This window comes from Geodermatophilus sp. SYSU D00867, assembly GCF_054050315.1.
Genome location: NZ_JBJGZC010000002.1, coordinates 260,382 through 285,309, shown reverse-complemented (window position 1 = coordinate 285,309; position 24,928 = coordinate 260,382). Strand labels below are relative to the sequence as shown.

The window sequence follows — 24,928 nt, the reverse complement described above, 5'->3', positions numbered from 1 at the left end:
GGCGGGGGTGGGTCAGCCGGCGGAGCCGGGCAGGTCGGCGCGGCGCAGGCCGGCGCCGCGGCCCTCGAGGTTCCGCGACCCCCGCTGGGCCAGCCGGTACAGCTCGTCGGCCCGCTCGGTCCGCCAGTGCCGCTTGACCCACTCCTCGTCGAGGTAGCGGTACGGCTCGGCCAGCACGGCCGGCCGGAAGTCCCGGGCCCGGCGGTTGTACTCGTCGACGTCGAGGCGGCCGGCGGACGTCGTCCAGAGGCCGGTCTTGGCGTCGAGGCTGCTGGAGCCGGACAGCCGGTCCCCCGCCGTCGGGGCGAAGTCGTCGTCGACGAGCACCGAGTACGGGATGCCGGTCAGCATGTTCTGGTTGGCACCCGAGTACCGGGCCATCGAGTACTCGTTCGTCTTCTGGTGCGGGAAGCCGATCAGGCCCACCATCTCGGCGAGGTCGTCGCGGCCGTACTCGTCGTTCATCAGCGGCTTGAAGCGCTGCACGCGGTCGTCGAGGGAGAGCCAGTCGTCCTGCCGGTAGGTGCCGGCGAGGTGGGCGAAGTCCTTGGCCACCGAGGAGTACACCAGCGCGCCGGCGTCGATCATCTGCTCGCGCGTCCAGGTGGCGATCCGCTTCCAGAGGTCGGCGGTCGCCTCGTTGAGGATCTCCCGGTACTGCTCCATCGTCTCGGCCAGCTGCTCGGCGTTCTCCATGCCGACCGGCACGTAGCCGTCGGTGAGCGCGTCGGAGGTGTACATGCCGACGGCGACGATGTTCGCCGCGTCGTAGGCCGGCTCGGCCTCGAACGAGGCCCAGTCGTCCATGAGGTGGAAGTTGGTGTCCTTGAAGACGATGGGGATCGTCAGGTTGGCGACCGGCAGCCGGGTGGCGATGCCGTCCAGCCACGGGTAGTCGCCCTCGGTCAGCTCGAAGAAGTCGCGCACGATGAGCTGGCGGTTGTCCCCGAAGGCGTACGGGCCGCTGTTGTGCAGCCCGATCCGGCACTCGCAGTGCGCCAGGAACGCGTACTGCGACAACTGCGCGACCAGCTTGGTCGCCGCCGTGTGCAGCCGGTCCCCCGGGGTCACGCCGTGCAGGTCGGACTCGAAGACCTGCAGGGTGCGCTCGGGCAGGAGCTGGCTGCGGTCGCCGAACTCCTTGTTGGTGAGGTGCCCGTCGTTGCGGTGGTAGGCGAGGTTGAACCGGCGGGAGAAGTCGAGCACGTCGACGACGTCGTCGACCGCGTCGGCGGGGCCGAGCAGGCCCCAGTTCATCAGCATCTCGCGGCCGATGAGGTAGAACGCCGGCAGTCCCCAGGCGGCGTTGACCGTGTTGACCTTGAGGCTGACCTCGCGGGCGCGGTCGCCCAGTTCCTCGGCCGGGGTCGCCGCGTCGATCTCGCGCAGCAGGGTCGGCCACCGGTAGAAGCTGTTGAGGTAGCTCAGCAGCATGTACGGGTTCATCGGGAAGAGCTTCGACTCCTGGACCGTGCGCGTGATGCACAGCCAGTACGTGGTGTCGCTGAGCTGACGGATGTAGTTGTTGGTCGACAGCAGCGACGGGTAGGTCAGCTTCGGGTTGCGGGCTGTGCCGGTCAGGGGGCTGGCGGTCATGGTCCTCAGGCCTCGCTCTCGACGATCCAGATCCGGGCGTGACCGGTGTCGCCGGTCTCGTAGGCGTCGGCCGCCGGCGGGGCCGCGGTCACCTCGATCTCGACGACGTCGCCGTCCTCCAAGGTGTCGATCCGGCAGTTCATGAGCGTGGGCACGTCGTACTCGCGGGCGAGGATGCCGAGGTGCGAGCGGACGGTGCCGCCGAGGCAGATGACGCCGGTGAAGTGCTCGATGATCGGCGCGGTCAGGGTGCCGCCCGAGTCGTCGATGACCGCGATCGTGCCGTCCGGGACGCCGTCGGCCAGGTACTCCATGACCTGCTCGATGGTCGAGACCAGGGCGACCGGGCCGGTCACGTTCGCGGACTTGCGGATGACGTTGTCCCCCACCCCGACCTGGCGTCGCCCGTCGGCGCCCGCCGAGCCCTCGGCGAAGCCGGCGGCGGCGCGCTCGGGGCGCTTGTACTTCTCCGGCTCCGACTCCAGGGAGACCGTCGCCGAGAAGTCGAAGCGGTAGCCCGAGTCGAGCGCCTCCTGCTCGATCGCCTGCGCGTCGGTCAGCGAGAACAGGTCGTACTGGCGGTCGAAGACCACGTCCTTCCACGCCGCGCCGGTGGCCGCGAAGCGCGCCGCGGCCAGCTCGCGGACGGCGGAGTTGAAGCGTGCGGGCAGGGGCAGCATCTCGGTCGTGCCCCACTTCGGGGGCGACACCGCGGGTTCGGACATCGTCACCTCTCTGTGCTCGTCGATGAGCGGGCCGGCGCCGGACGGGGAGCCCGCCGTGTCGCCGGAGGTGGCGCGGCGGGCCGCACCGGGCGGTGGGCTGCGCTGCTGTTCACCTGGACGAAAGCTAGGTAGCGTCGGGAATGTGACCCAGTCCACGTTGGGGGACATTGCCGCGCCGCCGCGACGCCGGACCCCGGCGCGGGCCGTGCTGCGCCAGGTCGACTACGAGCGCGCCTTCGACGTCCTGGAGAGCTGCGCCGTCGCGCCGTCCCTCCCGGACCTCCGCGAGGAGCTGGTGGAGTCGCTGGGCAGCACCTTCGGGCTGCGGCACGTGTCGTTCTTCGCCGGCGCGACGTTCCACAGCACCTTCGGCGACCTGACCCCGCTGACCGAGGGCCTGACCGTGCGGATGCTGCCGGAGTACCACGACCGGTGGTCGCGCTACGACCTGTTCGGCACGCCCGCGGCCATGCGGCAGCTGGTCACCACCGGCGTCTCCTCGCTGGCGGAGCTGCGGGCTATGGGCAGCCTGCCGGCGTCGGCCGACGCCTACGTCCGCCACTTCCTGCACACCACCTGGCGCATGGAGACCGCCGCGGCGATGCGCCTCGAGCTGCCCGGCGGCCACACGGCGCTGGTGGGGATGTTCGACTCGGCGCCCGACCGGCTGGGCCCCCACGAGCTGGCGACGCTCCGCCTGCTCTCCGGGCAGCTGTCCGCGGTCACCCGGCGCCTGCCGGTGTCCCGGCGGCACGCCGCGCTCGCCGGCCTGTCCGAGCGGCAGCAGCAGGTCGTGCAGCTGGTCGCCGACGGGCTGTCGAACGCCGAGATCGCCGAGACCCTGTCGCTGGCCGAGGACAGCGTGAAGAAGTACGTCAGCCGGATCCTGGCCGCCACCGGCTGCCAGTCCCGCATGGAGCTGGCGCTCCTCGCCCGCGCGCACGGCTGAGGGCCGCCCGCACGAGGCGGGCGGCCCTCGAGCCGTACCCGAACGGCCACCCTCCAGGGTCCCTCCGCCTGCGCCTGCGAGGCGGGGGGAGGGTGGTCCTCCCACTAGAGGAAGGACGACTCCCGGGTCAGGCCGTAGCGGGGGTGCTCGCCGATGACCATGGACTCGAAGATCCCGTAGCCCTCCGCGTCGCCCTCACGGACGCGGATGACGCAGTCGCGCAGCTGGTGGACGGTGCGCGCGGTCTCGGGGTCGGACACGTCGGCGAAGCGTTCCCCGTCGACGTGCGTGGGCCCCAGCCACTGGCCGTGGCGGTGACCCTTGAACCCGAAGTACAGCCCCGTGCCGAGGTGGAACCCGGTGTGGCTGGCCGCCTCCACCTCGATGGTGCGGGTCTGGCCCCAGCCGGCGTCGAACACCATCTTGCCGCCGAGCAGGCGCCGGTTCACCGGGTCGAACTTGAGCTCGTCCTGGAGGGCGTGCAGCGGCCGCTGGGTGCCGTCGGGCAGGTTCTCGAACCCGGAGAAGTACGTCGTCCGCCCGTTGACCCACTGGTGGTAGTGGTGGATCTCGTAGCTGCTGCCGTCGGGCCGCTGCAGCCACATCGGGCTCCAGGTGAGGATGAAGTCCCCGGCGAGCCGGTCGGGCCGGTAGACGTCCGCCGGGGGCTCGCCGACGTCCATCCGCACGCCCCAGGAGTGGTCGCGGAAGCCGAACCACTCCTCGTCGTGGACGTCGATCTGCTCCCCGTCGACCCAGATCCGGCCGCTGACCGTCGAGGGCTGGTGGTAGCGGAGCAGGTCGGAGCAGATCCGGAAGCCGGACGGCTCGCGCTGCGAGTCCTTGGACTCCAGGAAGGGCGGCAGCACCCCGGTGACGGTGAGGTCGAACCGGATCGGCAGCACGTGGTTCTCGCGCAGCACCCACCGGACCTTCCTCAGCGGTTCGAGCACCTCGTAGTCCAGCGGGCCGACACCGACCCGCTCCGGGTCGCTGTCCAGCTGCCGGCTGGCCCGGACGGTCAGCTGCTCCGTGCCGCGGGAGATGCCCGCGAACATGTCGATGACGTTCCGGTTGTGGTACTTGCCCAGACCGACGTCGACCTGCAGCGAGCCGTCCCGGGCGAACAGCGACGCCCACAGCTTCTCGGTCCAGGAGACGTCGGCCTGGCTGATCGTCGCGAACGTCTCGGGTGTCTGGTGGCAGAGCAGCTCGTCCGCGGGGACGAGCCGCTGCATCGACTGGCGCATCGATGTCCTCCTGGTCAGGCCGTGCGGGTCGGCGAGAAGGCGCCCGGCATGTCGTTGGCCACCAGCGCGGTCCCGAAGATCGCGGCGGCCTCGTCGTCGTCGTCGAAGGGGTCGGGGTAGAGCGCCAGCGTGTCCGGCGAGAAGGACCAGTCGACCCGGTCGGTCACGCCGGCGACGTCGGCGAACGGCCGCAGCCCGGAGGTGTACATCCGGGTCGCGGAGAAGATCCGCTGCTCGCGGTCCATGTCGGCGAACTGCTGGTAGACGGCCAGGTGCGACCGGCTCAGGTCGGCGGTGAGCTGCGCCCACTCCCCCGGGTCGAGGACCCGCTGCTGCCCGTCGGCGGTGTGCCCGACGACGGCGGCGTCGGTGACGGCGCCGAGCAGCTGGTCGGGTTCGGTGAACGTGGTCCCCCAGTCGTTGATCTCGAAGCTGGAGAACGCCGCCGGGTCGTAGGTGAGCACCAGCGTCAGGCCCGTGAAGGGCGGCCGCAGCTCCCGGGCCCACGGGTAGTCGAACGTGCTCGGTCCCAGGGACAGGTAGTCGCGGACGATGGTGTGCCGGCCGTCGGGCTGCACGTACGGGCCGGAGTCGTAGATGCCGACCCGGGAGTCGGTGAAGTAGAGGAACGAGTAGCCGGCGACGGTCGCGTTGAGCCGCTTGAGCGCCTTGGCCGCGTCGGCGTCCAGCCGCTGCGTCGCGGCGCTCAGCGAGGTGACGGCCTCCGCCGGGAGGTAGCGGTTGGTGAAGCCGGCGTCCTTGTTGTCCAGGGTGCCGTCGCCGCGGTGGGCCAGGGTGAGCCGGCGCCAGAAGTCGACGACCGTGCGGACCTCCTCGGTCCGCTCGTCCGGGCGGAGCCTCCCCATGCGGATCAGGCACTCCCGGCCGCACAGGTAGTGGTAGCCGGCCATCCAGATCCACAGCGGGCTGACCTGCCCGGGCGCCGTCCGCAGCCGCCGGCCGATCTCCTCCGCCGGCATCGCCGCGTCGATGACGGCGACCCGCTGCGCGTAGGTGTGGAAGTCGTCGATCACCGACAGCGACATGTACGGCAGCATCGGGAACAGCTCGGAGGTGAACGACGAGCGCCGCGTCATCTCCGGCTTGAACGCACGGCCCATGTGCTGGACCAGGTCGTCGAGCCGCTCGTCGGTCAGCGGCTCGGCGATCAGGGCGTCGAGGTCGGCCGGGGAGACGTCGACGTCGAAGTCCTTGACGCCGATGTCGTCGCCGACCCGGCGGACGTAGGCCCACCACCGCTCGGACACGTCCTCCCGTGCCGGCGGCGCGGCGGTCGCCGCCGGGGCCCCCGCCGAGGACAGCGACACGAGACCGAGGTCGCCGTCCTGGACCTGCAGGGTGAGCTCGGCGCCGTCGTCGGGGACCTCGACCAGCTCGGTGCCCACGAGGCAGGGGACCTCGAACTCCCGGGACACGATGGCGAGGTGGGAGCGCAGCGTGCCGTCGCGGGCGACGATGCCGCCGAGCCGCCCGAGGATGGGCGAGAGGAACGTCGTGCCGCCGGACTCCACGAGCGCGATCGTCGCCTCGAGGTCGGAGTCGATCGCCTCGATCACGTCGGACGGCGAGCGGAACCAGCGGGCCCGGCCCGTGACCGGGGGGAAGCGGTAGGAGGGGATCCCCTTGCCGATCTGGGACATGGTCATCGCTCCTGTCCGAGGGGGCGGAAACAGCCGTCCCGGTCCTGCGGGACGAAGACGCCGCCGATGAGCCGCAGGGCCAGGTCGGGGTCGCTGAAGCGGGCGTAGGACTCCGCGATGCGCGGGGTGACGGTCCAGTCGATCTCGTCGAAGCAGCCGGCCAGGCGGGCCCAGGGCTTGAGCTTCCACGCGTACATCTGCGTCGCGTAGAGGTTGCGCTCCTCCGGGTCGGTCTCGGCCAGGCGCTGGTAGAGGGCCCGGTGGGCGCTCCGGATGGCCTTGGTCGCCGCCTCGACCTCGTCGGCGCCCAGCGGGCGCAGGGTGCCGTCGTCGGTGCAGAAGACCTGCGTCTCGATCAGGGCGGACTGGTGGTCGCTGGGGCTGAACCAGGCGGTGCCCCAGACGTTGTTGTCCATCCGGACCGAGCCGGGCAGCCGGTGCGCGATGACGAAGTGGTGGTACGGGAGGGTCTCCCGGATGCCGTCGACCCACGGGAAGTCGCCGTCCCGGTCGGTGCACGTCTCGCGGAGGGCGAGGAAGGAGCCGTCCTCGAGCACGTACGGGCCGGTGTCGCAGACGGCGGTGCGCGCGTCGCAGTTCTCCAGGAACGCGTAGGCGGTCAGCCGGGCGCCGAACTTGCGGATCGTCCCCTTCAGGCCCTCGTCGGCGGGGAGCAGTTGCCCGCGGATCTCGTCGAGCAGCGACCGGGGGACGACGTGGGAGCTGTTGGCCGGTTCGGCGTCCATGTTGAACAGCACGCCGTCCGTGCGGGCGGCGATCGTCGCCTCCCGCCAGAAGCGCAGGACCGTCAGCTGGTCCTCCAGCCCGTCCGCGAGGCCGTTCTCCCCCAGGTCGACGAACAGCTCACGGCCGGTGAGGTAGTGCAGCGGCATCGCGGCCAGGTTGATGAAGCTGCGCTTGGTGCCGATCGGCAGGTCACGGCTGACCAGTTCGGACGGCGTGGCGTGCCGCAGGATCGTCCGGAGCCGGTCGGGGACCTGGAGGTAGTCCTCCATCATCGACATGAGGATGTAGGTGTTCATGCCGAACAGCTCGGACTCGAAGACGGTGCGGGCCGCGAGCTCGGACCTGTAGGCGGCACCGGCCTTCTGCACCAGCCAGTTCCACTCCGCCAGGGACGGCTCGTACGCGGCGTCGGTGTACAGGGCCGTCAGGTCGGCCGGCGTCTCCAGCGAGAGGGTCATGCCGTCACCGCCGCGCCCGTCACCGAGATCCGGGCCGTCTCACCGTCGGTGAGGTCGAGGACCACCGTGTCCCCGTCGGACACGGCCCCTGTCAGCTGCGCGGCGAGCACGCACGGCACGTCGGACTCCCGCGACAGGATGGCCAGGTGCGACTCGCGGCTGCCGGCCGTGCACACGATGCCCTTGAGGTCGGGCAGGATCGGCGACAGGAAGGTCATGCCGCCCTTGTTGACGAAGGCGACGGTGTCCTCGAGGTCGTCGTCGTCGATGGACAGGACGTCGGACGTGTCGTTGAACCACCGCGCGGTGCCCGTCACCGTGCCGGCGACGAAGAGGTTGGTGCCGGTCGCCACCTCACGTGGATTGCCGCTCATGAGTGCTCCGTCCCGCCCCGACGCCGGGGCGATCGATGGGCCACGCCGCGTTCTGCCACGGCCAGCCCGGACGGTATGAGCGGCGTCACACCCGACCCAGTGCACTTAGGGGGACACTCCCCCGTCAGGGCACCCGCTGGGTCGTCGCAGCGCTGACGGGGGCGCCGACCCTAGGGTCGGTCCGTGATCCGGGTCTGCTTCGCCGGCGTGACCGGCTGGACCGCGCCGCCGATCCTGGCCGCCGTCGACGCCGCCGACGACCTGGTCCTCACCGCGGGGGTGTCCCGCTCCGCGGCCGGCCGGGCGCTGTCGGAGGTGACGGCGTCGCGCAGCGAGGGCAGGGTCTTCGGATCCGTCGCCGACGCGCTCCACTCGGCCGAGGTCGACGTGCTGGTCGACTACACCAGCGCCACCGCCGTCGAGGAGAACGTGTGGACCGCCGTGCAGGCCGGTGTGCACGCGGTCGTCGGCTCCAGCGGGCTGACCGACGACGACTACACCCGGCTGGACCGGCTCGCCCGTGACCGGGGCGTCGGGGTGATCGCCGCGGGCAACTTCTCCGTCCAGGCAGCGGTCCTGCAGCGGGCCGCCACACTGGCCGCCGGGCTCATCGACCGCTGGGAGATCGTCGACTACGCGAGCGCCGGCAAGCCCGACGTGCCCAGCGGCACCGCCCGCCAGCTCGCCGAGGCCCTCGGTGCGGTCCGCACGCCGGCCTCCGCCGTCCCGCTGCCGGAGCTGCACGGCCCGGTCGAGGCGCGGGGCGCGGAGGTGGCCGGCAGCCGCGTCCACTCCGTCCGGCTGCCGAGCTTCGTGGTCAGCACCGAGGTCGTCTTCGGCGGCACCGGGGAGCGACTGGTCATCCGACACGACGCCGGCGAGTCCCCGGACCCCTACGTCGCCGGCACCCTGCTGGCCGTCCGGCGGGTGGCCGAGGCGCCGGGCGTCCGCCGCGGCCTCGACTCCCTGCTGTTCGACCAGCCCTGACCGGACCGGGCTCGGCCCGGCCGGTGCAGGGTCAACCGACCGCGACCGGGCCGTCCGGTGTGCGGGGACCCGGTGGCGGCTCGGCCGCGGCCAGGATGCGGGCGACGTTGTCCGGCGCGAAGAACTCGGCAGGTGACTCGACCCCGGCGTTGACCCGCGCGAACCGGTCCATCGCCTCCCGGTTGCCGGCAGCGGCGGCGAGCAACCGCTGGAGCTCGGGCGGGGCCGGCTCCAGGGACGCGAACTGCAGGGTGAACTCGTACATCGGCAGGACGCGTGCGTCCCGGCGGGAGTGGTACTCGCCCAGGGCGGCGTCGAACGGACGCCCGCCGGTGAGGGTCTCGTGCAGCGCGGTGGCGCACAGCTCCGCGTCCAGGAAGGCGTCCTGGATGCCCTGCGCCGTGACGAAGTCCTTGTTGTAGCCGGCGTCGCCCACCAGGACCCAGCCGGGCCCGTGGGGCTTGCGGAGGTAGTTCGGCACGACCGCACCGACGAGGCGGGTCTCGCGGGTGGCTGCACGGAGCCGCTCGGCGAACGACGGAGCCAGGCCGAGGGTCTGCAGGTACGCCCCCTCGAGGTCCTGCTTCCTGGCCTGGAACTCCCGGTACGGCCATCCGGCGATGACCAGCGTCAGGTCGTCGTTCGTGGCCCACGCGGCGAAGGCCCGCTCCGGACGGTCGTAGGCCTCCCAGCGGCCGTGCATCGGCAGGCCGCTCCAGTAGGCGTAGTAGCCGCACAGCAGCGGCGGGTGCTCCCGGTACTGCTCCGGGCGGACGACCCGGGCCACGAGCGAGTGCAGACCGTCCGCGCCGACGACCACCCGCGCGCGCTCGTCGACCGGGCGGCGCTCGTCCCGGCCGTGGCCGCGGACCCCGACGACCGCGCCGTCCTCGACGAGCAGCTCGTCGACCGGGAAGCCCTGCCGGACCTCGGCGCCCGCCTCGGCCGCCGCCTCGACCAGCAGCTCGTCCAGCACCGTCCGCCGCGGGGCGTACGCGACCGGGCTCTCCGGGGTGCCCGGCGCGCCGGCGAGGGTGAAGTGCCCGAAGTCGAACGCGTAGGTGTCGATCGCCGGACACCCCGAGGCGACGACCCGGTCGAGGAGGCCCCAGCGCTGGAGCGCCGCCACCCCCGGGGGGTGGACCAGGTGGGTGGAGACCGTGTCACTGGGGAAGGTGGCCCGGTCGACGACCAGGACCCGGTGGCCCTGGCGGGCCAGCAGCAGGGCGGTGGCGGAGCCCGCACACCGGGCTCCGACGACGACGTCGTACTGGTTCTCGTGCACGTCGCACCAGCCGGACGGTCGAGGGGATGGCGGACACGGGGCCGCGGGGTCAGCCCCGCGGCGGCAGCGGCGGTCCGACGAACCGCTGCCCGTACCGCGCGCCGATCTCTCCGAGCGTCTGCGGGTCCGGCGGCTCGCCTGGAGGCAGCGTCGCCGCGAACGCCGAGGCGTCCCGGAAGAACCCCTCCACCCCGGCCGGACCGAAGAACAGGAGCACTCGCGCCTCGTCGGAGCTCATCGTGAACGCGTGGGCGACCCCGCGTGGGCCGTAGACGACGGACCGCGGCCCGGCGTCGGTCACCTCGTCACCGAGACGGAACCGCACCTCGCCCTCGAGCACCACGAAGAACTCGTCGTCGTGGCCGTGCACGTGCACCGGCGACCCGAAGCCCCGCGGACCCCAGAACTCCACGGCGGCGTACCTCCCCTGCGTCTGCGCGGCGGTCGCCTTGATCGTGAGACGGGCCCCGCCGAACCAGGAGTCCAGTGCCTCGCCGGCGCCAGGGTGCAGCACGTACCCGTCGGTGCCGTCCGGGAGCGTCAGGACGGTCATCGGTCATCACCTCCCTGTGACGGCAGGTGCGAGTGGTGGACAGGCTCGTGGAGTCCCCGCGACGCCGCCGCGGCCGAAGGTCCCGTCGACGAGGGCACATGGGACCGTGTCGGTCCCGACCGCCGCGAGCGGTCACCGTCGCCGGGCGTCGGCCTCCGGCCCACCGGACACGAAGGCCAGGACCGCGCTCGCGAACAGGTCCGGCGCGGTGAGCATCGCGACGTGCCCCTGGCCCGCCAGCGACACGATGCGTGCTCCCGGCAGCGCCGCCGCCACCGTCGCCGTCGACTCCGCCTCCGGCGGCGGGCTGTCCGAGCCGAGCAGCAGCAGCGTGGGCACGGAGAGGGCGGCGAACCGCTCCGGCCGGAGGCGGTAGGCGTCGTGGGCGCGCACCTCGCGGACGACGGTGTGCGCCGCGGCCACCCGGTTCGGCCAGGACGGCAGCAGCCGCATGCGGGCGAGCTGGCCGGCCGAGACCCCCGCGGCCACGGTGAGCAGGCGGGTCACGACCTCCTCGCGCCGGTCCGCGGCCAGCGACGCGGCCAGCTCGTCGGTGAGCCCGGGCGGAGTGGGCACCCCGGCTCCCGCCTCGTAGAGGACCGCGCGGCGGATCCGGCGGGTCCGTGTCAGCGCCTCGAGCAGGCACAGGCCGCCGTAGGAGTGGCCGAGCACGTCGACCGGGCCCCCGGTGGCGGTGGCCACCGCCTCGACGACGGCGGCCACGTCGGCGCCCTCCTCCTCGATCCGGTACCCGGCGGCGTCCCCGCTCCCGCCTCGGCCCCGCCGGTCCATCGCGTACACGGTGACGTGCGGCTCGAGCAGCGGGAGCACCGTCTCCCAGCGGGTGTGGTCGGCGGTGGCGCCGTGTACCAGGACCAGCGCCGGTCCCTGCCCCGTGCGCCAGTACGCGATACGGGTGCCGTCCCGGGACGTGGTCGTCAGCCGGCTCTCCGTCCGGACGTCCATGGTGATCCCCTCCCACCGGTCGGATCGGTGGACCGAGGGTGGGAGCGGGGCCGGCGGGACGGCATCGGGTGATCGCCCCATCCCCCGAGCAGGTCGTGCTCCATGGCGAACAGGGCCGCGGCCGGGCGCGTGGTGACGCCGATCTTGGCGTAGACGTGCTCGACGTGGTGGCCCACGGTCTTCGCCGAGATCCCCAGCCGGCGGGCCACCTCCCGGTTGGAGCACCCGTGGGCGATGAGCCGGAGCACCTCCACCTCCCGTTCGGACAGACCCGCCGGGCGGGCGCCTCGCGGGCGGCCGGCGGCCTGTCCCTCGACCGTCAGGACCGCCTCGACCGCCGTCCGGTCGAGGCGACCCTCGGCCGCCTCGCGCCACAGCACGTCACGGACCGCGGCAGAGGTGGACGCCGGGCGGTGCGGCCGGTCCTCGCGCAACGCCGTCCAGACGTCGGCGGCGGCGAGCAGGCGCGCCGGGCCGGGGAGCTGCGCGGCAGCGCTGCCCCGGTGGTAGCCGGACCCGTCGAGCCGCTCGTGGTGGGCGCCGGCGAGGGCGGCGACCGGCCGCAGCTGCGCGCACCTGCCCAGGACGCGTTCGGAGAGGTAGGGGTGCAGGCGCACCCGCTCGACCTCGGCCGGGCCCAGTGGTCCGGGGCGCTGCCAGATCCCGCTCGGGACACCGACGGCGCCGACGTCGGCGACCGACGCGGCACGGGTCAGGGTGGCGAGCTCCGGACCGGACAGCCCGCAGGCCCGCCCGGCGGCCCGCGCCGTCGCGGCGAGCCGCGACGAGCGCCCCCGTGTCCACGTCGACCGCAGGTCGGTGAAGTCCCCGACCGCGGCCATCGCCCGGTCCAGCCCGGCGGACCCGACGCGGCGCACCGGTTCGGGCTCGCCGGCCAGCACCTCCTCCCACACCGCCGGCTCGTCCGGCGCGGGGATCCCGACGGCGAGGACGGCGTCCACGGCGGCCGGGTCGTAGGCCCGGCCGCGGCGGCGGGTCAGGACGTCCGTCGCCGCGTCCGGCCCGGCCGCCCGGTGCCACAGGACGGCGTCACGCGCGACCACGACCACCCGGACCGGGACCGGGATCTCGGCGCCCGACAGCCCGTTCGGCAGGCCACGGCCGTCCCACCGCTCGTAGGCGTGCGCCAGCGCCTCCACCACCCCGGGTCCCAGGCCGAGGCGGGCCGCCAGGCGGGCGCCGACCTCGCAGTGCGACACCTCGGCGCGGGCGGAGGCCAGCGCCTCGGCCAGCAGGCCGGCCCGGCGGGGCGGCGAGAGACCCCGCCCGGCGCTGCGCACCAGCGTCCGGACCTCCTCCCTGGCCGAGCCCGTGGCCACCGGAGCCATCGCGGCCATGAACCCGAGGTTGTCCCCGCCCGCGAGCCGCGCCATCTCCGGCGCGTCGGCGGTGCAGCCGAGGAACCGCAGCAGGGCGACGAAGTGGACGTCGGCGACCGTGCCGGCGTCCAGTCCGAGGGAGCGGGCGACGGTCACCGCCAGCCGGCAGGTCCGCAGGGCGTGCTCCATCGGCTGGCCCGTCACCAGGTCGGTGGCCAGCGAGATCGACGCGACGAGCTCGGTCAGCCGGAGCCCGTCGCCGTCGGGCACTCCACCGCTCGGCACCGCACCACCCGTCAGCGCCGCGAGTGCAGGAGGGGCCCGCGGAGGTCGAGGTAGGTGGGCGGCTCCTTGGCCAGCCGCGTCAGTTCCTCGACGACCTCCCGCCACTCCGCCGGGGGCTCCCTGCGCTCGCCCTCGCGGGCCTCGTCCTCCGACGTGAACCAGGTGACCTGGACCCAGCGCCCGTCATCGGAGCCGATGCGCATGGTGGCCAGGACGTCGGGCCGGTACTCGGCCAGCCGCTCCCGCGGCATCTGCCGCACGAGCTCCCTGGCGCGCTCGAGGTCGGTGGTCTGGCCCTGCATGACCTGGACGAAGCCGGCGCGGTCCGGGTCCCCGAACAGGTCGACGGTCACGTCCTCGCTGTCGAGGAACGCGGGCTCGCCCTCGAACAGGTGCCGGACCCCCTCCCACCACCGGCCCTGCTCGGGACGGTCGGAGTTGCGGCGGGCGGCGTCGGCCGACTCGAAGCGGACGACGGTGACGAACCAGCCGTCGTCGGTGACGCCGGTCGTGCTGCCGAGCCACCCCTCCGCGGTGGGCGACAGCTGTGCCACCCAGTCCTCCACGGCCGAGAACACGGCCTCGGTGTCCGTCGTCCTGCCCTGGATGACCTGAGCGAACATGGCGTGCCTCCCGCCGACGGCGTCTGTCCGGCCCCCGTGGGACCTCGAACGCTACGACCGGGCGGCACCGGGGTCGATGGGTCCGCGCCCGGTGGCGAAACACAGCGCGCGGAGGTCACGGCTCGCCCCTCTGACCCCACGCGCCCCGGGGCCGCTGCGGTTCCTGTACCGGCGGGTCCGCTCGTCGGACGATGACGGGCCGCCGCACCGGAGCACCCACGGGGAGAGCACACATGGCGTCGTCGTCCGACCCTGCCGTCGAGGCCGTCCTGCGGCACCACACCGGACGGTCGCCGGGGACGCCGATGCGCGCGGTCGTGTCCAAGGCCGCGGCACTCGGCTACGACGTCGCGCCCGAGCCGTGGGGGACCGAGCCCACGCTGCGCCTGGTGCGGCGGGCGCCGTCGGGGCGCAGTGTCACGCTCCTGGTGGACGGCCGGCAGCTCACCTCGCCCTCCCCCGCGGAGCGCGCCTTCGCCGCCGCGCTGCCCGGCGCCGACGCGACCCGGGTGGACGTCCGGTTCCCCTTCGCCGGCAGCGACCCGTTCGACGTCCTGGTGGCCTTCTCCGCCGAGGCGGACCGCGCGCCGGCACCGTTCCTCCCGCCCGCGCCGGTCCTCCCGCCGGTGCCCAGCTCCACCGGGGACCGGCGGCAGCGGACGGTCCTCGGCGTCGTCGCCGCGGTCGCCGTGCTGCTCGTCGTCGCCGGGACCACGACCTCGGGCGTCCCCGGTGGGCTGCTGGCGCTGGGTCTGGTGGCGCTGCTCGTCGGTCTCGGCGCGGTCGTCACCGGCCGGGCGCGGTGGGCGTTCATCGCCTCCCGCCGGGTCGGCGGGGCCGTGGTCGCGGCGGGTCTGGCGGCCGTCGTCGTCGGCGGGGTGACGGCGCCGCGCGCCGAACCGACCGCCGTCTCGGCCCCCGCGCGCACCTCCCCGGCCGCGCCCACCACCTCCGCGGCCGAGGAGAGCGCCGCCGCGGAGGCCGCCACCGAGGCCGCCGAGGACGCGCTGGCGCAGACCGAGACCGCCGAGACCGCCGTCCCCGCGGTCGACTCCGCCACCGGGCTGCTCTCCGACGACGCCACCGACGACGCCGTCGGGTCCGCCGCCCCGACCACCGCGCTGGCCGCCCTCGCCGCCGTCCCGGTGCAGGGCCGGGCGCCGCGCACCGGCTACGACCGTGACCTGTTCGGCAACGGCTGGGTGGACACCGACCGGAACGGCTGCGACACCCGCAACGACGTGCTCGCCCGCGACCTGACCGGGGAGACGTTCAAGCCGGGCACGCGGGACTGCGTCGTCATGACCGGGACCCTCGACGACCCCTACTCCGGCCGGACCATCGCCTTCCAGCGCGGGCAGACCACCAGCGACGACGTCCAGATCGACCACGTCGTCGCGCTGTCGGACGCGTGGCAGAAGGGCGCCCAGCAGTGGGACGGCGCCCGCCGCGCGCAGTTCGCCAACGACCCGCTCAACCTGCTCGCCGTCGACGGGCCGCTGAACACGCAGAAGGGCGACGGCGACGCCGCGACCTGGCTGCCGCCGGACCGCTCCTACCGCTGCGCCTATGTCGCCCGGCAGGTGGCGGTGAAGGTCAGCTACGGACTCTGGATGACGCAGGCCGAGCGCAACGCGGTCGCCACCGTGCTGAGCACCTGCCCGGCCGAGCCGCTGCCCGGCGGCGTGGTCGCCGCCGTGCCGCGGACGGCGGCGCCGACCACCCCGGCGCCCACGACCCCCCGGCCGACCACGCCGGCCCCGGCGCCCACTCCTGCGCCGGCCCCTGCGCCCGCACCCGTGCCCGTTCCTGCTCCCGCGCCGGTGCCCGACACCTCGGTCAGCTACGCCAACTGCGACGCCGTCCGCGCCGCCGGGGCGGCTCCCATCCACCCCGGGGACCCCGGCTGGGACGAGAAGTTCGACCGCGACCACGACGGCGTCGGCTGCGAGTCGTGACCGCCGGCCCGACCCCCACCCCCGTGGCGCGGGTCGGGCCGGCGAGATCGAGGGGTGCTCAGTCGGCGAGCAGAGCGGCGTGCGCGCCCAGGCGGTGCGCCAGGGCCGCGGCGGCGCCGGTGGAGCGCAGGACGTCGGCGAGCAGCTCGGCGAGCTCGACCGGGCGCTCCTCCAGCTCCCCGGCCAGCAGGGCGTCGAGGTCGGCCGTGTCGAGGTCGGCGAGCTCCACGAGCACCAGCGGCTCGGCGGGACGCGCGGTGGTCTCCATGACGGGCTCCTCGGGTCGGCGGGCCGGGGTCCGTCCCGGCACCGACGACCCTGACCGGCCTCCCGCAGCCCTCCCTCCACGGAACCGCAGGGTTCCCGCAAGACCGGTCCCGGCAGGTCCGCGCCCCGACGCGCGCGGCCCCGGGGCGACCGGAGGGGGCCGGGACGGCTATGGTCTGCGCGTCGGGAAGGCCCTGCGCACTGGCAGGACCCCGATGCACCATCGCAGCTAGGAGCGAGCGCAATGCCCGAAGGAACTGTCAAGTGGTTCAACGCGGAGAAGGGGTTCGGCTTCGCCACCCCTGACGGTGGCGGACCGGACGTCTTCGTCCACTACTCGGCCATCCAGACCAGCGGTTACCGCACGCTCGACGAGGGGCAGCGCATCTCGTTCGACGTCGAGCAGGGTCAGAAGGGCCCGCAGGCGGCGAACGTCACCCCGCTCTGATCGCCTGAGCCTCCGTCAGCGCCCCCGTCCGGTCCGCCGGGCGGGGGCGCTGTCGCGTCCGGGGCCGGTTCAGCGGGCCCGGGGCACGTAGCCGCCGACGAGCGCCTGCATGAACAGCGCCCCCGCGTCCGGGCCCACCGCCTGGGCGGCGTCGGCGAAGGCCCGCCAGCGCTGCCGCTCGACGTCGGTCGGCGCCTTCTCCGCCCGGGTGGCCGCCTGCTCCAGCAGCCGCTCCCACTCCCCCTGCGGGGTCGGCCACAGCCCCGCGAGCCGGCGGGCCTCGGCGGAGATCCCGGTGATGCGGACGATGTCGCCGGCGTGGTTGGTCAGCGGCTCGATGTAGCCGGCGGCGGCGAGCGCCTTGGCCGCGGCGATGACGTCGGCCTTCGGCAGCCCGCTGCCGGGGACGACCGAGCCGAGCAGGTACGGCGCGCCGCCGTGCCTCGGCTCGTCGACCAGCCGGGCGATGGCCCGCAGCACGGGCAGGTCGCGGCGGAACCAGGTGTCGGGCAGGGGCCGGTCGAGCGGCGGCTGGCCAGGAGGTGTCACCCGGGAAGTCTCCGCCGCACGCGACGGCGCCCCGCCACCCGGGGTCACGGGGTGGCGGGGCGCCGCGGTCGGGTTCAGCGCGCGCCGGTCAGGTGGGGGCGGGTGGCCAGGACGATCCCCAGGACCACGTAGCCGACGAGCAGGTGGGCGGCGCCGACGTACTGGGTGACCGAGGGCAGCAGGAAGGCCGTGGGCACGGTGACCGGCGCCCAGCTCTCGGCGACCACCGGCCAGGCGCGGGCCACGCCCGTCCACCGCCCGGCGATCGCGATGCGGACGCCGATGGCGGCCATGCCGAGCATCGACAGCGGCCAGAACAGGTCGATCACGAAGAAGAGGCCGGTGTCGTAGAGAGAGGGCGTGAGGGCCCACATCAGCGACGACACCATCGCCACCGCGAGCAGCGCGTGCTCGACGTGCAGCAGCGTCCGGGCCAGCCGGCCGGTGCCGATCGCCCCGGTGCGCATCTGCGCCGACACGAGGAACACGAGACCGACCTGGAAGGCGAACGCGGTCAGGTTGACCACCGTGGCCTGCCAGGTGCCGGCCGGCGGCGTGGTCCCGAGCAGGGCGCAGGCGGCCGCCCAGGAGGCGGAGCCGGCGGTCACCGCGATCCCGGCCGTGCGGACCGAGCGGATCGAGGCGGCCGACCGGGCGCCGGCCGCTGCGGCGAGGTCGGTGCGGGCGGGAGCGGGGGCGGTGGTGAGGGACATCGGGTCCTCCGTCGTCGTGCGGCGCCCTGTGCGCCGTCCGGGGAGAACCGTCGCGGGAACGCGTCCCGGGCACCCAGGGCCCGCCGCCACGGATCCGGTCACGTCCCGTGTCCCGGGGGACACGGGACAGCTGCCTCGTGCCCGTCGGGACACCGGCAGGCGAGGATGCGCGCGTGCAGGCGCAGGCCCCGGTGGACGGGCGGACCGATCCGGCACCGGAGCCCCTCCCCCGGCCCGGTGCCGGCGGGCGGCGGTGGGCGCGGACGACGGCGGCCGCGGGGGTCCTCGCCGTCGTCGTCGGCTCGGCGGTCACCGCCGCGGTCCTCGACGCCACCACGCCGCCGGCGGTGCGGGCGGCGCTGGGCCGCGAGCCGGGCTGGCCGGCCACCCTGCCCGGCCTCGCGCTCGCCGTCCCCGCGGTGCTCCTGCTGCTGCGCGCGCCGCGCAACGCCGTCTCGTGGGTGGTGGCGGGCACGGCCGCGTTCTGGGCCGTCGACGGGCTCGCCGAGTCGTGGGTGTCGTGGTCGCTGCAGGACGGCACCCCGCGCGTCGGCGGCAGCCTGGCGTTCTGGACCGTCGAGCGGCTCGGCTCGGCCCTGCTGCTGGGGCTGCCGCTGCTGCTCCTGCTCTACCCCGACGGCCGGCTGCCCGGCGGCCGGTGGCGCCCGCTGAGCGTGGCCAGCCTCGCCTCGACCGCGCTGCTGCCGGCACTGCTGCTCGTCGTCCCCGCGGACGTCGCCTTCACCGCCGACGAGGGGACGGCGATCGCCCCCCTCCACGGCGCCCTCGACCTGGACCTCACCTCGCTGCCGCTGCCCGCCGCCGTCGCGCTGCCGCTGCTGCGGATCGGCTTCCCGCTCGCGGTGCTGGGCATCGCGGTCCCGGCCGCCTCGGTGGTCGCCCGGTACCGGCGGGCGGACGGGGAGGACCGCACCCGGATGCGCTGGCTGCTGTGGGCCGCCGTCGTCGACGTCCTCGTCATGCTCGCCACGCTGCTGCTGCCCGCCGACCCGAGCACCCTGGCGCTGGCCGTCGCCGTGGCGCTGACCGGGTCGGCGGTCGCGGTCGGCGTGCTGCGGCCGCGCGCGGTCGACGTCGACCGGCTGCTGGGCGGCACCCTCGTCCACGGCGGCCTCGCCGTCGGCGTGGTGCTGCTCGACCTGCTGGTGCTCGCCGCCGCCGGCGCCCTGCTCGGCGACGCCCTCGGCGGGCGCGACGCCACGCTGCTCACCCTCCTGCTCGTCGCCGGCGTCTACGTGCCGCTGCGCGCGCCGCTGTGGCGGCTGGTCCGCCGCTGGGTGCTCGGCGAGCGCGAGGACCCCTACCGCGTCGTGTCCGGCCTGGCCGAGCGGCTGGAGCGCTCCGACGGCGCCGAGGAGCAGCTCATGGCGGTCGCCGCCGGCATCGCCGAGGCCTTCCGCACGCCCTACGTCGGCGTCGAGGTGGACTCCGCCGACGGCGGCCGGCTGGTGGCCGAGCACGGCACCCGCCCCACCGTGGTGCAGTCGCTGCCGATCGCCTACCGCGGCGAGCAGGTCGGCCGGCTGCTGCTCCCCCGCGACGGCGTCCGCGCGCAGCTGGTCACGCGCGACGAGCGGCTGCTCGCGGACGTCGTCCGGCAGGCCGCCGCGGCCGCCCGCGCCGGCTCGCTGGCCGCCCAGCTGCAGGCCAGCCGCGAGCAGCTGGTCGCCGCGCGGGAGGAGGAGCGCCGCCGGCTGCGCCGGGACCTGCACGACGGCCTGGGCCCCTCGCTCGGTGCCGTGGTGCTGCGCATCGACACCGCCCGCAACCTCGCCGCCGCCCGGCCCGAGGACGCCGACCGGCTGCTGCGCCAGGCCCGCGACGACGTCTCCGCCGCGCTGGCCGACGTCCGGCGGCTCGTGCACGACCTGCGCCCGCCCGCGCTCGACGACCTGGGCCTGGCCGGGGCGGTGCGCCAGCAGGCCGAGCGGCTGCTCGCCCCGCCGGTCACGGTGACCGTGGACGCCGAGGGCCTGACCGAGCTGCCCGCCGCCGTCGAGGTGGCCGCCTACCGGATCGCGTCCGAGGCGCTGGCCAACGTGGCGCGGCACGCCGCCGCCTCCCGCGTGCGGGTCACGCTGGCCCGCGCGGACGGCGACCTGGTCGTCGCGGTGGCCGACGACGGCGTCGGGATCGCGCCGGACCGCGCGGCCGGCGTCGGGCTGGTGTCGCTGCGGGAGCGGGCCGCCGAGCTCGGTGGCCGGTGCACGGTGAGCTGCCCGCCCGAGGGCGGGACGGAGGTGCGGGCGGTGCTGCCCGCCGAGGGAGGAGCGACCGGTGACCGAGCCTGACGAGCCGCTGCGGGTGGTCGTCGCCGACGACCACCCGGTCTACCGGGACGGGCTGGCGCTGCTGCTGAGCTCGGTGACGGGCCTGGAGGTGGTCGGCACGGCGGCCGACGGCGCGGCCGCGGTCGAGGTGGTGCGCGAGCAGCTGCCCGACGTCGTCGTCATGGACGTGCAGATGCCGGTGCTCGACGGCATCGAGGCCACCCGGCGGATCACCGGGGAGGCGCCGTCGGTGGGCGTGGTGGTGCTAACCATGAGCGAGGACGACGGGACGGTGTTCGCCGCCGTCCGCGCCGGCGCCCGCGGCTACCTGCTCAAGGGCGCCGACCAGGAGGAGGTGGTCCGCGCGATCACCACCGTCGCGTCGGGCGGCGCGGTGTTCGGCGCGGCGCTGGCCCGGCGGATCGCCGAGTTCTTCACCGCCGGCCCCGCCGGGCCCGAGACGGCGTTCCCGCAGCTGACCGCCCGCGAGCGCGAGGTGCTGGAGCTGGTGGCCGCGGGGCGGTCGAACGCGCAGATCGCCGCGGTGCTGTACCTGTCGCCGAAGACGGTGCGCAACGTCGTCTCCAACGTGCTGACCAAGCTGCAGGTCACCGACCGCGCGCAGGCCATCGTGCGGGCGCGGGAGGCGGGCCTGGGGCGGTGAGGCGGGGAACCGGGCGAGGAATCCGGGAGCGGCGCGGGTCGTTCTCCCGGGCATGACGACGTCCGCTTCGCAGCCGAAGGTGACCAAGAGCGACGAGGAGTGGCGCGCCCAGCTGTCCCCGCAGGAGTACGCGGTGCTGCGCCGGGCCGGCACCGAGCGGCCGTGGACCGGGGAGTACGTCGACACGAAGACCGTCGGCGTCTACACCTGCCGGGCCTGCGGCGCCGAGCTGTTCCGCTCGCAGACCAAGTTCGACTCGCACTGCGGCTGGCCGTCGTTCTACGAGCCGTCGTCCGCCGACGACGTGGTGCTCCGCGAGGACCGCAGCCACGGGATGGTCCGCACCGAGGTCCTCTGCGGCACCTGCCACAGCCACCTCGGGCACGTCTTCGACGACGCCCCGCAGACGCCGACCGGCGACCGCTACTGCATCAACTCCGTGTCCATCCGGCTGGTCCCCGCCGAGGGCTGAGCCGACGCCGTCCCGCCGTCCTGGCTCACGCTGACGCGTCCGGGCTCACCTCCCACGGTGAGCCCGGACGCAGCACGATCAGGTCAGCTGGTCGTTCGCGGGCCCGGCCTCACGCCAGGTCGCGGACCAGCTCGGCCACCGGCTTGCGCATGCCCGTGTAGAACGGCACCTCCTCGCGCACGTGCCGGCGGGCGCGGCTGGCGCGCAGGTCGCGCATGAGGTCGACGATGCGGTGCAGCTCGTCGGCCTCGAAGGCGAGCATCCACTCGTAGTCGCCCAGGCCGAACGAGGCGACGGTGTTGGCCCGCACGTCCGGGTAGGGCCGGGCCTGCATGCCGTGCTCCTTGAGCATGTCCCGCCGCTCCTCGTCGGGCAGCAGGTACCACTCGTAGGACCGCACGAACGGGTAGACGCAGACGTAGCGCCGCGGCTCCTCGTCGGCGAGGAACGCCGGGATGTGGCTGCGGTTGAACTCCGCTGGGCGGTGCAGCGCCATCTGCGACCACACCGGCTCCAGCGCGCGGCCGAGCTCGGTGCGGCGCAGCCGGGTGTAGGCCTCCTGCAGCGCCTCCGGGGTCTCGGCGTGCCACCAGACCATGAGGTCGGCGTCGGCGCGCAGGCCCGCGAGGTCGTAGGTGCCGCGGACGACGACGCCCTTGCCGGCCAGCTCCTCGAACAGCCCGGTGACCTCGTCGGCGGCGGCGGTGCGCCGGTCGTCGGCCAGCGGCCGGGCGAGGCGGAACACCGACCACATCGTGTAGCGGATGAGGGCGTTGAGCTCGTTGGCCCGCTTGCCGACGCTCTTGGTCTCCGTCTGCTCGCTCATGCCCCCATTGTCGCGCGGCCGGTCAGCGACCGGCGGCGATCCCCCGGCAGGCCAGCGAGGCGATCGTCACGACGACGACGTCCTCGGCCAGCGCCGCCGGCAGGTCCGGCACCCGCCGTCCGGCGAGCCCCCGCCACCGCGCGCCGCCGAGGGTCCCCGCCGCGGCGCCGGCCGCGCCCGCGAGCGCCGGCAGCAGCCGGCCGCCCTGCCGGCGGGCCAGCAGCGCGCCGCCGGCGGCACCCGCCGCGAGCCGGACGGCGACGCTCGGCGGGATCGTCCGGGACGGCGTGGCCGGCAGCTTGTCGGCGACCAGCTCCCCCGCGACGGCGGCGAGCGCGGCCAGCCGCACCGGCCGGCGCCGGGAGGCGGTGAGCGCCGGGGCGGCGAGGCCCAGGGAGCTGCGGCCGCCGGCGGCGACCCCGAGCAGCGCGGCCCGCAGGACGAGGGAGGAGGTCACCGGCACACCCTGCCAGCCCCGGTCAGGTCAGCGCCTCCACGGCGCGGCGCGCGCCGCGGATGCAGGCCGGGACGCCGACGCCGTCGTACGCCGCGCCCGCGACCGCCAGCCCGGGCACCGCGGCGACGGCGTCGCGCACCGCCACCACCCGCTGCGGGTGGCCGACCAGGTACTGCGGCAGCCCGCCGCCCCAGCGCACCAGGCGCGCCTCCACCGGCTCACGGCGCTCGAGGCCGAGCAGGTCGGCGACGTCGGCGACCACCGCGGCGGTCAGGTCGTCGTCGTCGTGCTGCAGCTGCACCTCGTCGCCGTAGCGGCCCACCGACGCGCGGACGCGCAGCAGGCCGTCGCCGGACAGGTGCGGCCACTTCGACGACGACACCGTCACGCCCTTGACCAGCCGCCCGGTCACCGGCGGGACGAGCAGCCCCGACCCGGCGTCGACCGGCTGGGCGGGGAACGCCATCGCGACCACGGCCATCGAGGCGTACGGGATGCCGCGCAGCGGCTCGACGGCGTCCGGCGCCACCCCGGCCAGCAGCCGCGCGGACTTCCCGGCCGGCGCGGTCACGACGACGGCGTCGGCCTCCAGGACCTCCGGCGCCGCCACCGGGCCGACGGCGACCTCCAGCCGGCCGCCCGCGCGGCGGATCGCGTGCGCGGGCGTGCGCAGCCGCACCTGCGCGCCCGACGCCGCCACCAGCGCGGCCGGCAGCGCGCCGATCCCGTCGGCGACGGTGACGAACACCGGCCCGTCGGCGTCGCCGCGGCTGCGGGCACCGGCGTCGCGGGCGGCGACGGCCGCGGCGAGCACCGAGTCGGCGCGGGCGAGCTGCGCGGCCAGCGCCGGCATGGTCGCGGCCAGCGAGAGGTCGTCGGGGCGGCCCGCGTAGACGCCGCCGAGCAGCGGCTCGACCAGCCGGTCGACCACCTCGTCGCCCAGCCGCTCGCGCAGCAGCCCGCCGACCGAGACGTCGCCCTCCAGGCGCAGCGGCGGCAGCTCGGCCTCCGCCCGCACCCGCGCGACGCCGTCGGGGGTGAGCACGCCGTCCAGCCCGTCGGCCGACGTCGGCACGCCCTGCACGGTGCCCGGCGGGAGCGGGTGGCGGCCGTCGGGGAGCACGATCGACGCCTGCGTGGTGCGCGGCGCGACCAACCGGTCGGCCAGGCCGAGGTCCCCGACCAGCTCGACCGCCTCCGGCACGCGGGCCAGCACCGCCTCGGGCCCGGTGTCGTACCAGACGCCGGCGAGCTCGACCCGGTCGAGCTTGCCGCCGATCCGCCCGCCGGCCTCCACGACGACGACCTCGTCGGCGGGCCGCCGCCGGCGCCACTCGAACGCCGCGGTGAGCCCGGCGATGCCGGCCCCGACGACGACGACGCGGGCTGCCGGGGCGGCGGGGCGGGACGACATCACCGCGCCGAGAGCTCGTGCACCAGCTCGACGACGTGGGTGAGCACGCCGGGGTCGGTCTCGGGCAGCACGCCGTGGCCGAGGTTGAACACGTGCCCGCGGGCGGCGCGGCCCTGCTCGACGACGCGGCGGACCTCGCGGTCGACGGTCTCCCGGTCGGCCAGCAGCACGGCCGGGTCGAGGTTGCCCTGCAGCGAGCGCTGCGGCCCCACCCGGCGGGCGGCCTCGTCCAGCGGCACCCGCCAGTCGACGCCGACGACGTCGGCCCCCGCGTCGCCGATCAGCGCGAGCAGCTCGCCGGTGCCGACGCCGAAGTGGACCCGCGGCACGTCGCGGTCCCCGAGCCCGTCGAAGACCGCGCGCGAGTGCGGCAGCACCCGGGTGCCGTAGTCGGCGGCGGACAGCACCCCGGCCCAGGAGTCGAACAGCTGCACCGCGGAGGCGCCGTTGTCGACCTGCACGCGCAGGAAGGTGGCCGCCGAGACGGCGAGCCGGTCGAGGAGCCGCTTCCACGCCTCCGGCTCGGCGTACATGAAGGCCTTGGTGCGGGCGTGCTCCTTGGACGGGCCGCCCTCGATCAGGTAGGTCGCCAGCGTGAACGGCGCCCCGGCGAAGCCGATCAGCGGCGTCGGGCCGAGCTCGGCGACCAGCCGGCGCACCGCCGTCGCGAGGAACTCCAGCCGGTCGGGCTCCAGGTCGGGCAGCGCGTCGACGTCGGCGACGGTGCGCACCGGGCTCGCCACCACCGGGCCGACGCCCGGCTTGATCTCGATGTCCACCCCGGCCACCACCAGCGGGAGCACGATGTCGGAGAAGAGGATCGCGGCGTCCACACCGTGCCGGCGGACCGGCTGCAGGGTGATCTCGGTGACCAGGTCGGGGTCCTGGCAGGCCTCGAGCATCGCGGTCCCGGCGCGCAGCGCCCGGTACTCCGGCAGCGACCGGCCGGCCTGCCGCATGAACCACACCGGCGTCCGTCCGACGGGGAGGCCGCGGGCGGCCCGCACGAGGTCCGAGTCGGCGGGGGACGGCGGGACGGCGGGTGCGGTGCTCACGACGCCCGATCCTCC

At 75.1% G+C, this 24,928-nt stretch carries 25 protein-coding genes; 7 read left to right on the top strand and 18 right to left on the bottom strand.

The genetic code is table 11. From position 1 onward, the window contains the following. Positions 1–12 precede the first annotated feature (12 nt). Positions 13–1,596 (bottom strand): hypothetical protein, encoded by a 1,584-nt coding sequence (locus tag ACI8AK_RS03465; RefSeq protein WP_456955109.1) that lies wholly within the window; start codon positions 1,594–1,596, stop codon positions 13–15. Positions 1,597–1,601: 5 nt separating this feature from the next. After that, on the bottom strand, positions 1,602–2,321 hold the full coding sequence (locus ACI8AK_RS03460) for a PEP-utilizing enzyme (protein ID WP_387990974.1): 720 nt from the start codon (positions 2,319–2,321) through the stop codon (positions 1,602–1,604). Between the two features lie 142 nt (positions 2,322–2,463). On the opposite strand from ACI8AK_RS03460, the gene ACI8AK_RS03455 reads away from it, so the two are divergent. Continuing rightward, the gene (locus ACI8AK_RS03455; RefSeq protein WP_456955108.1) at positions 2,464–3,270 is read left to right on the top strand and encodes a response regulator transcription factor; all 807 of its coding nucleotides are present in this window, start codon (positions 2,464–2,466) and stop codon (positions 3,268–3,270) included. A gap of 104 nt (positions 3,271–3,374) precedes the next feature. On the opposite strand, the gene ACI8AK_RS03450 is transcribed toward ACI8AK_RS03455, so the two are convergent. From ACI8AK_RS03450 to ACI8AK_RS03435, 4 genes are read right to left on the bottom strand one after another with little or no spacing between them, the layout of a single operon-like run. Continuing rightward, a complete protein-coding gene (locus tag ACI8AK_RS03450) occupies positions 3,375–4,520 on the bottom strand; it encodes a hypothetical protein (protein WP_387990968.1) in 1,146 nt (381 codons plus the stop codon). Positions 4,521–4,534: 14 nt separating this feature from the next. Next, complete coding sequence (locus ACI8AK_RS03445; RefSeq protein ID WP_456955107.1) at positions 4,535–6,187, bottom strand: PEP-utilizing enzyme; 1,653 nt, start codon at positions 6,185–6,187, stop codon at positions 4,535–4,537. Further along, positions 6,184–7,386, bottom strand: a complete 1,203-nt coding sequence (locus ACI8AK_RS03440) for a hypothetical protein (protein ID WP_387990962.1) — start codon at positions 7,384–7,386, stop codon at positions 6,184–6,186. The genes ACI8AK_RS03445 and ACI8AK_RS03440 overlap by 4 nt, the downstream gene beginning before the upstream one ends. After that, positions 7,383–7,760, bottom strand: coding sequence for a PEP-utilizing enzyme (locus ACI8AK_RS03435; RefSeq protein ID WP_456903248.1), 378 nt, complete (start codon positions 7,758–7,760; stop codon positions 7,383–7,385). Before ACI8AK_RS03435 ends, ACI8AK_RS03440 begins: the two co-directional genes overlap by 4 nt. A gap of 183 nt (positions 7,761–7,943) precedes the next feature. On the opposite strand from ACI8AK_RS03435, the gene dapB reads away from it, so the two are divergent. Further along, positions 7,944–8,747 (top strand): 4-hydroxy-tetrahydrodipicolinate reductase, encoded by an 804-nt coding sequence (gene dapB / locus ACI8AK_RS03430; protein ID WP_387990956.1) that lies wholly within the window; start codon positions 7,944–7,946, stop codon positions 8,745–8,747. Between the two features lie 31 nt (positions 8,748–8,778). Here the strand turns inward: dapB and ACI8AK_RS03425 are convergent, their stop codons facing one another. From ACI8AK_RS03425 to ACI8AK_RS03405, 5 genes are all read right to left on the bottom strand, one after another. After that, a complete protein-coding gene (locus tag ACI8AK_RS03425; RefSeq protein WP_456955106.1) occupies positions 8,779–10,032 on the bottom strand; it encodes an NAD(P)/FAD-dependent oxidoreductase in 1,254 nt (417 codons plus the stop codon). A gap of 49 nt (positions 10,033–10,081) precedes the next feature. Then, positions 10,082–10,585 carry a cupin domain-containing protein gene (locus ACI8AK_RS03420; protein ID WP_456903250.1) on the bottom strand — a complete coding sequence of 168 codons (504 nt, stop codon included), beginning with the start codon at positions 10,583–10,585 and terminating at the stop codon, positions 10,082–10,084. A 132-nt stretch (positions 10,586–10,717) separates the two neighbouring features. Next, positions 10,718–11,551 carry an alpha/beta fold hydrolase gene (locus ACI8AK_RS03415; protein ID WP_456955105.1) on the bottom strand — a complete coding sequence of 278 codons (834 nt, stop codon included), beginning with the start codon at positions 11,549–11,551 and terminating at the stop codon, positions 10,718–10,720. Beyond that, positions 11,524–13,176, bottom strand: coding sequence for an HD domain-containing phosphohydrolase (locus ACI8AK_RS03410; protein WP_387990947.1), 1,653 nt, complete (start codon positions 13,174–13,176; stop codon positions 11,524–11,526). The genes ACI8AK_RS03415 and ACI8AK_RS03410 overlap by 28 nt, the downstream gene beginning before the upstream one ends. Before the next feature lie 11 nt (positions 13,177–13,187). Continuing rightward, positions 13,188–13,799 carry a hypothetical protein gene (locus tag ACI8AK_RS03405; protein ID WP_456903251.1) on the bottom strand — a complete coding sequence of 204 codons (612 nt, stop codon included), beginning with the start codon at positions 13,797–13,799 and terminating at the stop codon, positions 13,188–13,190. A gap of 233 nt (positions 13,800–14,032) precedes the next feature. Between ACI8AK_RS03405 and ACI8AK_RS03400 the strand changes: the two genes are divergently transcribed. Beyond that, positions 14,033–15,757: a GmrSD restriction endonuclease domain-containing protein gene (locus ACI8AK_RS03400; RefSeq protein WP_456955104.1), complete on the top strand. Its 1,725-nt coding sequence runs from the start codon at positions 14,033–14,035 to the stop codon at positions 15,755–15,757. A gap of 58 nt (positions 15,758–15,815) precedes the next feature. Here ACI8AK_RS03400 and ACI8AK_RS03395 read toward each other — a convergent pair whose 3' ends face one another. Continuing rightward, positions 15,816–16,025: a hypothetical protein gene (locus tag ACI8AK_RS03395; RefSeq protein ID WP_387990935.1), complete on the bottom strand. Its 210-nt coding sequence runs from the start codon at positions 16,023–16,025 to the stop codon at positions 15,816–15,818. A 243-nt stretch (positions 16,026–16,268) separates the two neighbouring features. Between ACI8AK_RS03395 and ACI8AK_RS03390 the strand changes: the two genes are divergently transcribed. Further along, a complete protein-coding gene (locus ACI8AK_RS03390; protein WP_387990932.1) occupies positions 16,269–16,472 on the top strand; it encodes a cold-shock protein in 204 nt (67 codons plus the stop codon). A gap of 69 nt (positions 16,473–16,541) precedes the next feature. On the opposite strand, the gene ACI8AK_RS03385 is transcribed toward ACI8AK_RS03390, so the two are convergent. Both ACI8AK_RS03385 and ACI8AK_RS03380 read right to left on the bottom strand, forming a co-directional pair. Continuing rightward, complete coding sequence (locus tag ACI8AK_RS03385; protein ID WP_387990929.1) at positions 16,542–17,021, bottom strand: hypothetical protein; 480 nt, start codon at positions 17,019–17,021, stop codon at positions 16,542–16,544. Between the two features lie 74 nt (positions 17,022–17,095). Further along, positions 17,096–17,734, bottom strand: a complete 639-nt coding sequence (locus ACI8AK_RS03380; protein ID WP_456955103.1) for a hypothetical protein — start codon at positions 17,732–17,734, stop codon at positions 17,096–17,098. Positions 17,735–17,907: 173 nt separating this feature from the next. On the opposite strand from ACI8AK_RS03380, the gene ACI8AK_RS03375 reads away from it, so the two are divergent. The 3 genes from ACI8AK_RS03375 to msrB are packed head-to-tail and all read left to right on the top strand — an operon-like array spanning position 17,908 to position 21,161. Then, the gene (locus ACI8AK_RS03375) at positions 17,908–20,046 is read left to right on the top strand and encodes a sensor histidine kinase (RefSeq protein WP_456955102.1); all 2,139 of its coding nucleotides are present in this window, start codon (positions 17,908–17,910) and stop codon (positions 20,044–20,046) included. Continuing rightward, positions 20,033–20,689, top strand: a complete 657-nt coding sequence (locus tag ACI8AK_RS03370) for a response regulator (RefSeq protein ID WP_456955101.1) — start codon at positions 20,033–20,035, stop codon at positions 20,687–20,689. The genes ACI8AK_RS03375 and ACI8AK_RS03370 overlap by 14 nt, the downstream gene beginning before the upstream one ends. 52 nt (positions 20,690–20,741) lie before the next feature. Then, entirely contained in the window at positions 20,742–21,161 is a 420-nt protein-coding gene (gene msrB, locus ACI8AK_RS03365) for a peptide-methionine (R)-S-oxide reductase MsrB (protein WP_387990917.1), read from the top strand. A gap of 109 nt (positions 21,162–21,270) precedes the next feature. On the opposite strand, the gene hemQ is transcribed toward msrB, so the two are convergent. From hemQ to hemE, 4 genes are read right to left on the bottom strand one after another with little or no spacing between them, the layout of a single operon-like run. Next, on the bottom strand, positions 21,271–21,987 hold the full coding sequence (gene hemQ / locus ACI8AK_RS03360; RefSeq protein WP_387990915.1) for a hydrogen peroxide-dependent heme synthase: 717 nt from the start codon (positions 21,985–21,987) through the stop codon (positions 21,271–21,273). 22 nt (positions 21,988–22,009) lie between these two features. Beyond that, a complete protein-coding gene (locus ACI8AK_RS03355; RefSeq protein WP_456955100.1) occupies positions 22,010–22,444 on the bottom strand; it encodes a hypothetical protein in 435 nt (144 codons plus the stop codon). Between the two features lie 22 nt (positions 22,445–22,466). Then, positions 22,467–23,858: a protoporphyrinogen oxidase gene (hemG, locus tag ACI8AK_RS03350; RefSeq protein ID WP_456955119.1), complete on the bottom strand. Its 1,392-nt coding sequence runs from the start codon at positions 23,856–23,858 to the stop codon at positions 22,467–22,469. Beyond that, positions 23,858–24,913: a uroporphyrinogen decarboxylase gene (gene hemE / locus ACI8AK_RS03345; protein WP_387990907.1), complete on the bottom strand. Its 1,056-nt coding sequence runs from the start codon at positions 24,911–24,913 to the stop codon at positions 23,858–23,860. Before hemE ends, hemG begins: the two co-directional genes overlap by 1 nt. Positions 24,914–24,928: the final 15 nt, after the last annotated feature.

Coding starts and splice junctions, on each gene's coding strand:
- ACI8AK_RS03465 (WP_456955109.1), bottom strand. CDS start 1,596: ATGACCGCCAGCCCCCTGACCGGCACAGCCCGCAACCCGAAGCTGACC.
- ACI8AK_RS03460 (WP_387990974.1), bottom strand. CDS start 2,321: ATGTCCGAACCCGCGGTGTCGCCCCCGAAGTGGGGCACGACCGAGATG.
- ACI8AK_RS03450 (WP_387990968.1), bottom strand. CDS start 4,520: ATGCGCCAGTCGATGCAGCGGCTCGTCCCCGCGGACGAGCTGCTCTGC.
- ACI8AK_RS03445 (WP_456955107.1), bottom strand. CDS start 6,187: ATGACCATGTCCCAGATCGGCAAGGGGATCCCCTCCTACCGCTTCCCC.
- ACI8AK_RS03440 (WP_387990962.1), bottom strand. CDS start 7,386: ATGACCCTCTCGCTGGAGACGCCGGCCGACCTGACGGCCCTGTACACC.
- ACI8AK_RS03435 (WP_456903248.1), bottom strand. CDS start 7,760: ATGAGCGGCAATCCACGTGAGGTGGCGACCGGCACCAACCTCTTCGTC.
- ACI8AK_RS03420 (WP_456903250.1), bottom strand. CDS start 10,585: ATGACCGTCCTGACGCTCCCGGACGGCACCGACGGGTACGTGCTGCAC.
- ACI8AK_RS03415 (WP_456955105.1), bottom strand. CDS start 11,551: ATGGACGTCCGGACGGAGAGCCGGCTGACGACCACGTCCCGGGACGGC.
- ACI8AK_RS03405 (WP_456903251.1), bottom strand. CDS start 13,799: ATGTTCGCTCAGGTCATCCAGGGCAGGACGACGGACACCGAGGCCGTG.
- ACI8AK_RS03400 (WP_456955104.1), top strand. CDS start 14,033: ATGGCGTCGTCGTCCGACCCTGCCGTCGAGGCCGTCCTGCGGCACCAC.
- ACI8AK_RS03395 (WP_387990935.1), bottom strand. CDS start 16,025: ATGGAGACCACCGCGCGTCCCGCCGAGCCGCTGGTGCTCGTGGAGCTC.
- ACI8AK_RS03390 (WP_387990932.1), top strand. CDS start 16,269: ATGCCCGAAGGAACTGTCAAGTGGTTCAACGCGGAGAAGGGGTTCGGC.
- ACI8AK_RS03380 (WP_456955103.1), bottom strand. CDS start 17,734: ATGTCCCTCACCACCGCCCCCGCTCCCGCCCGCACCGACCTCGCCGCA.
- msrB (WP_387990917.1), top strand. CDS start 20,742: ATGACGACGTCCGCTTCGCAGCCGAAGGTGACCAAGAGCGACGAGGAG.
- hemQ (WP_387990915.1), bottom strand. CDS start 21,987: ATGAGCGAGCAGACGGAGACCAAGAGCGTCGGCAAGCGGGCCAACGAG.
- hemG (WP_456955119.1), bottom strand. CDS start 23,858: ATGTCGTCCCGCCCCGCCGCCCCGGCAGCCCGCGTCGTCGTCGTCGGG.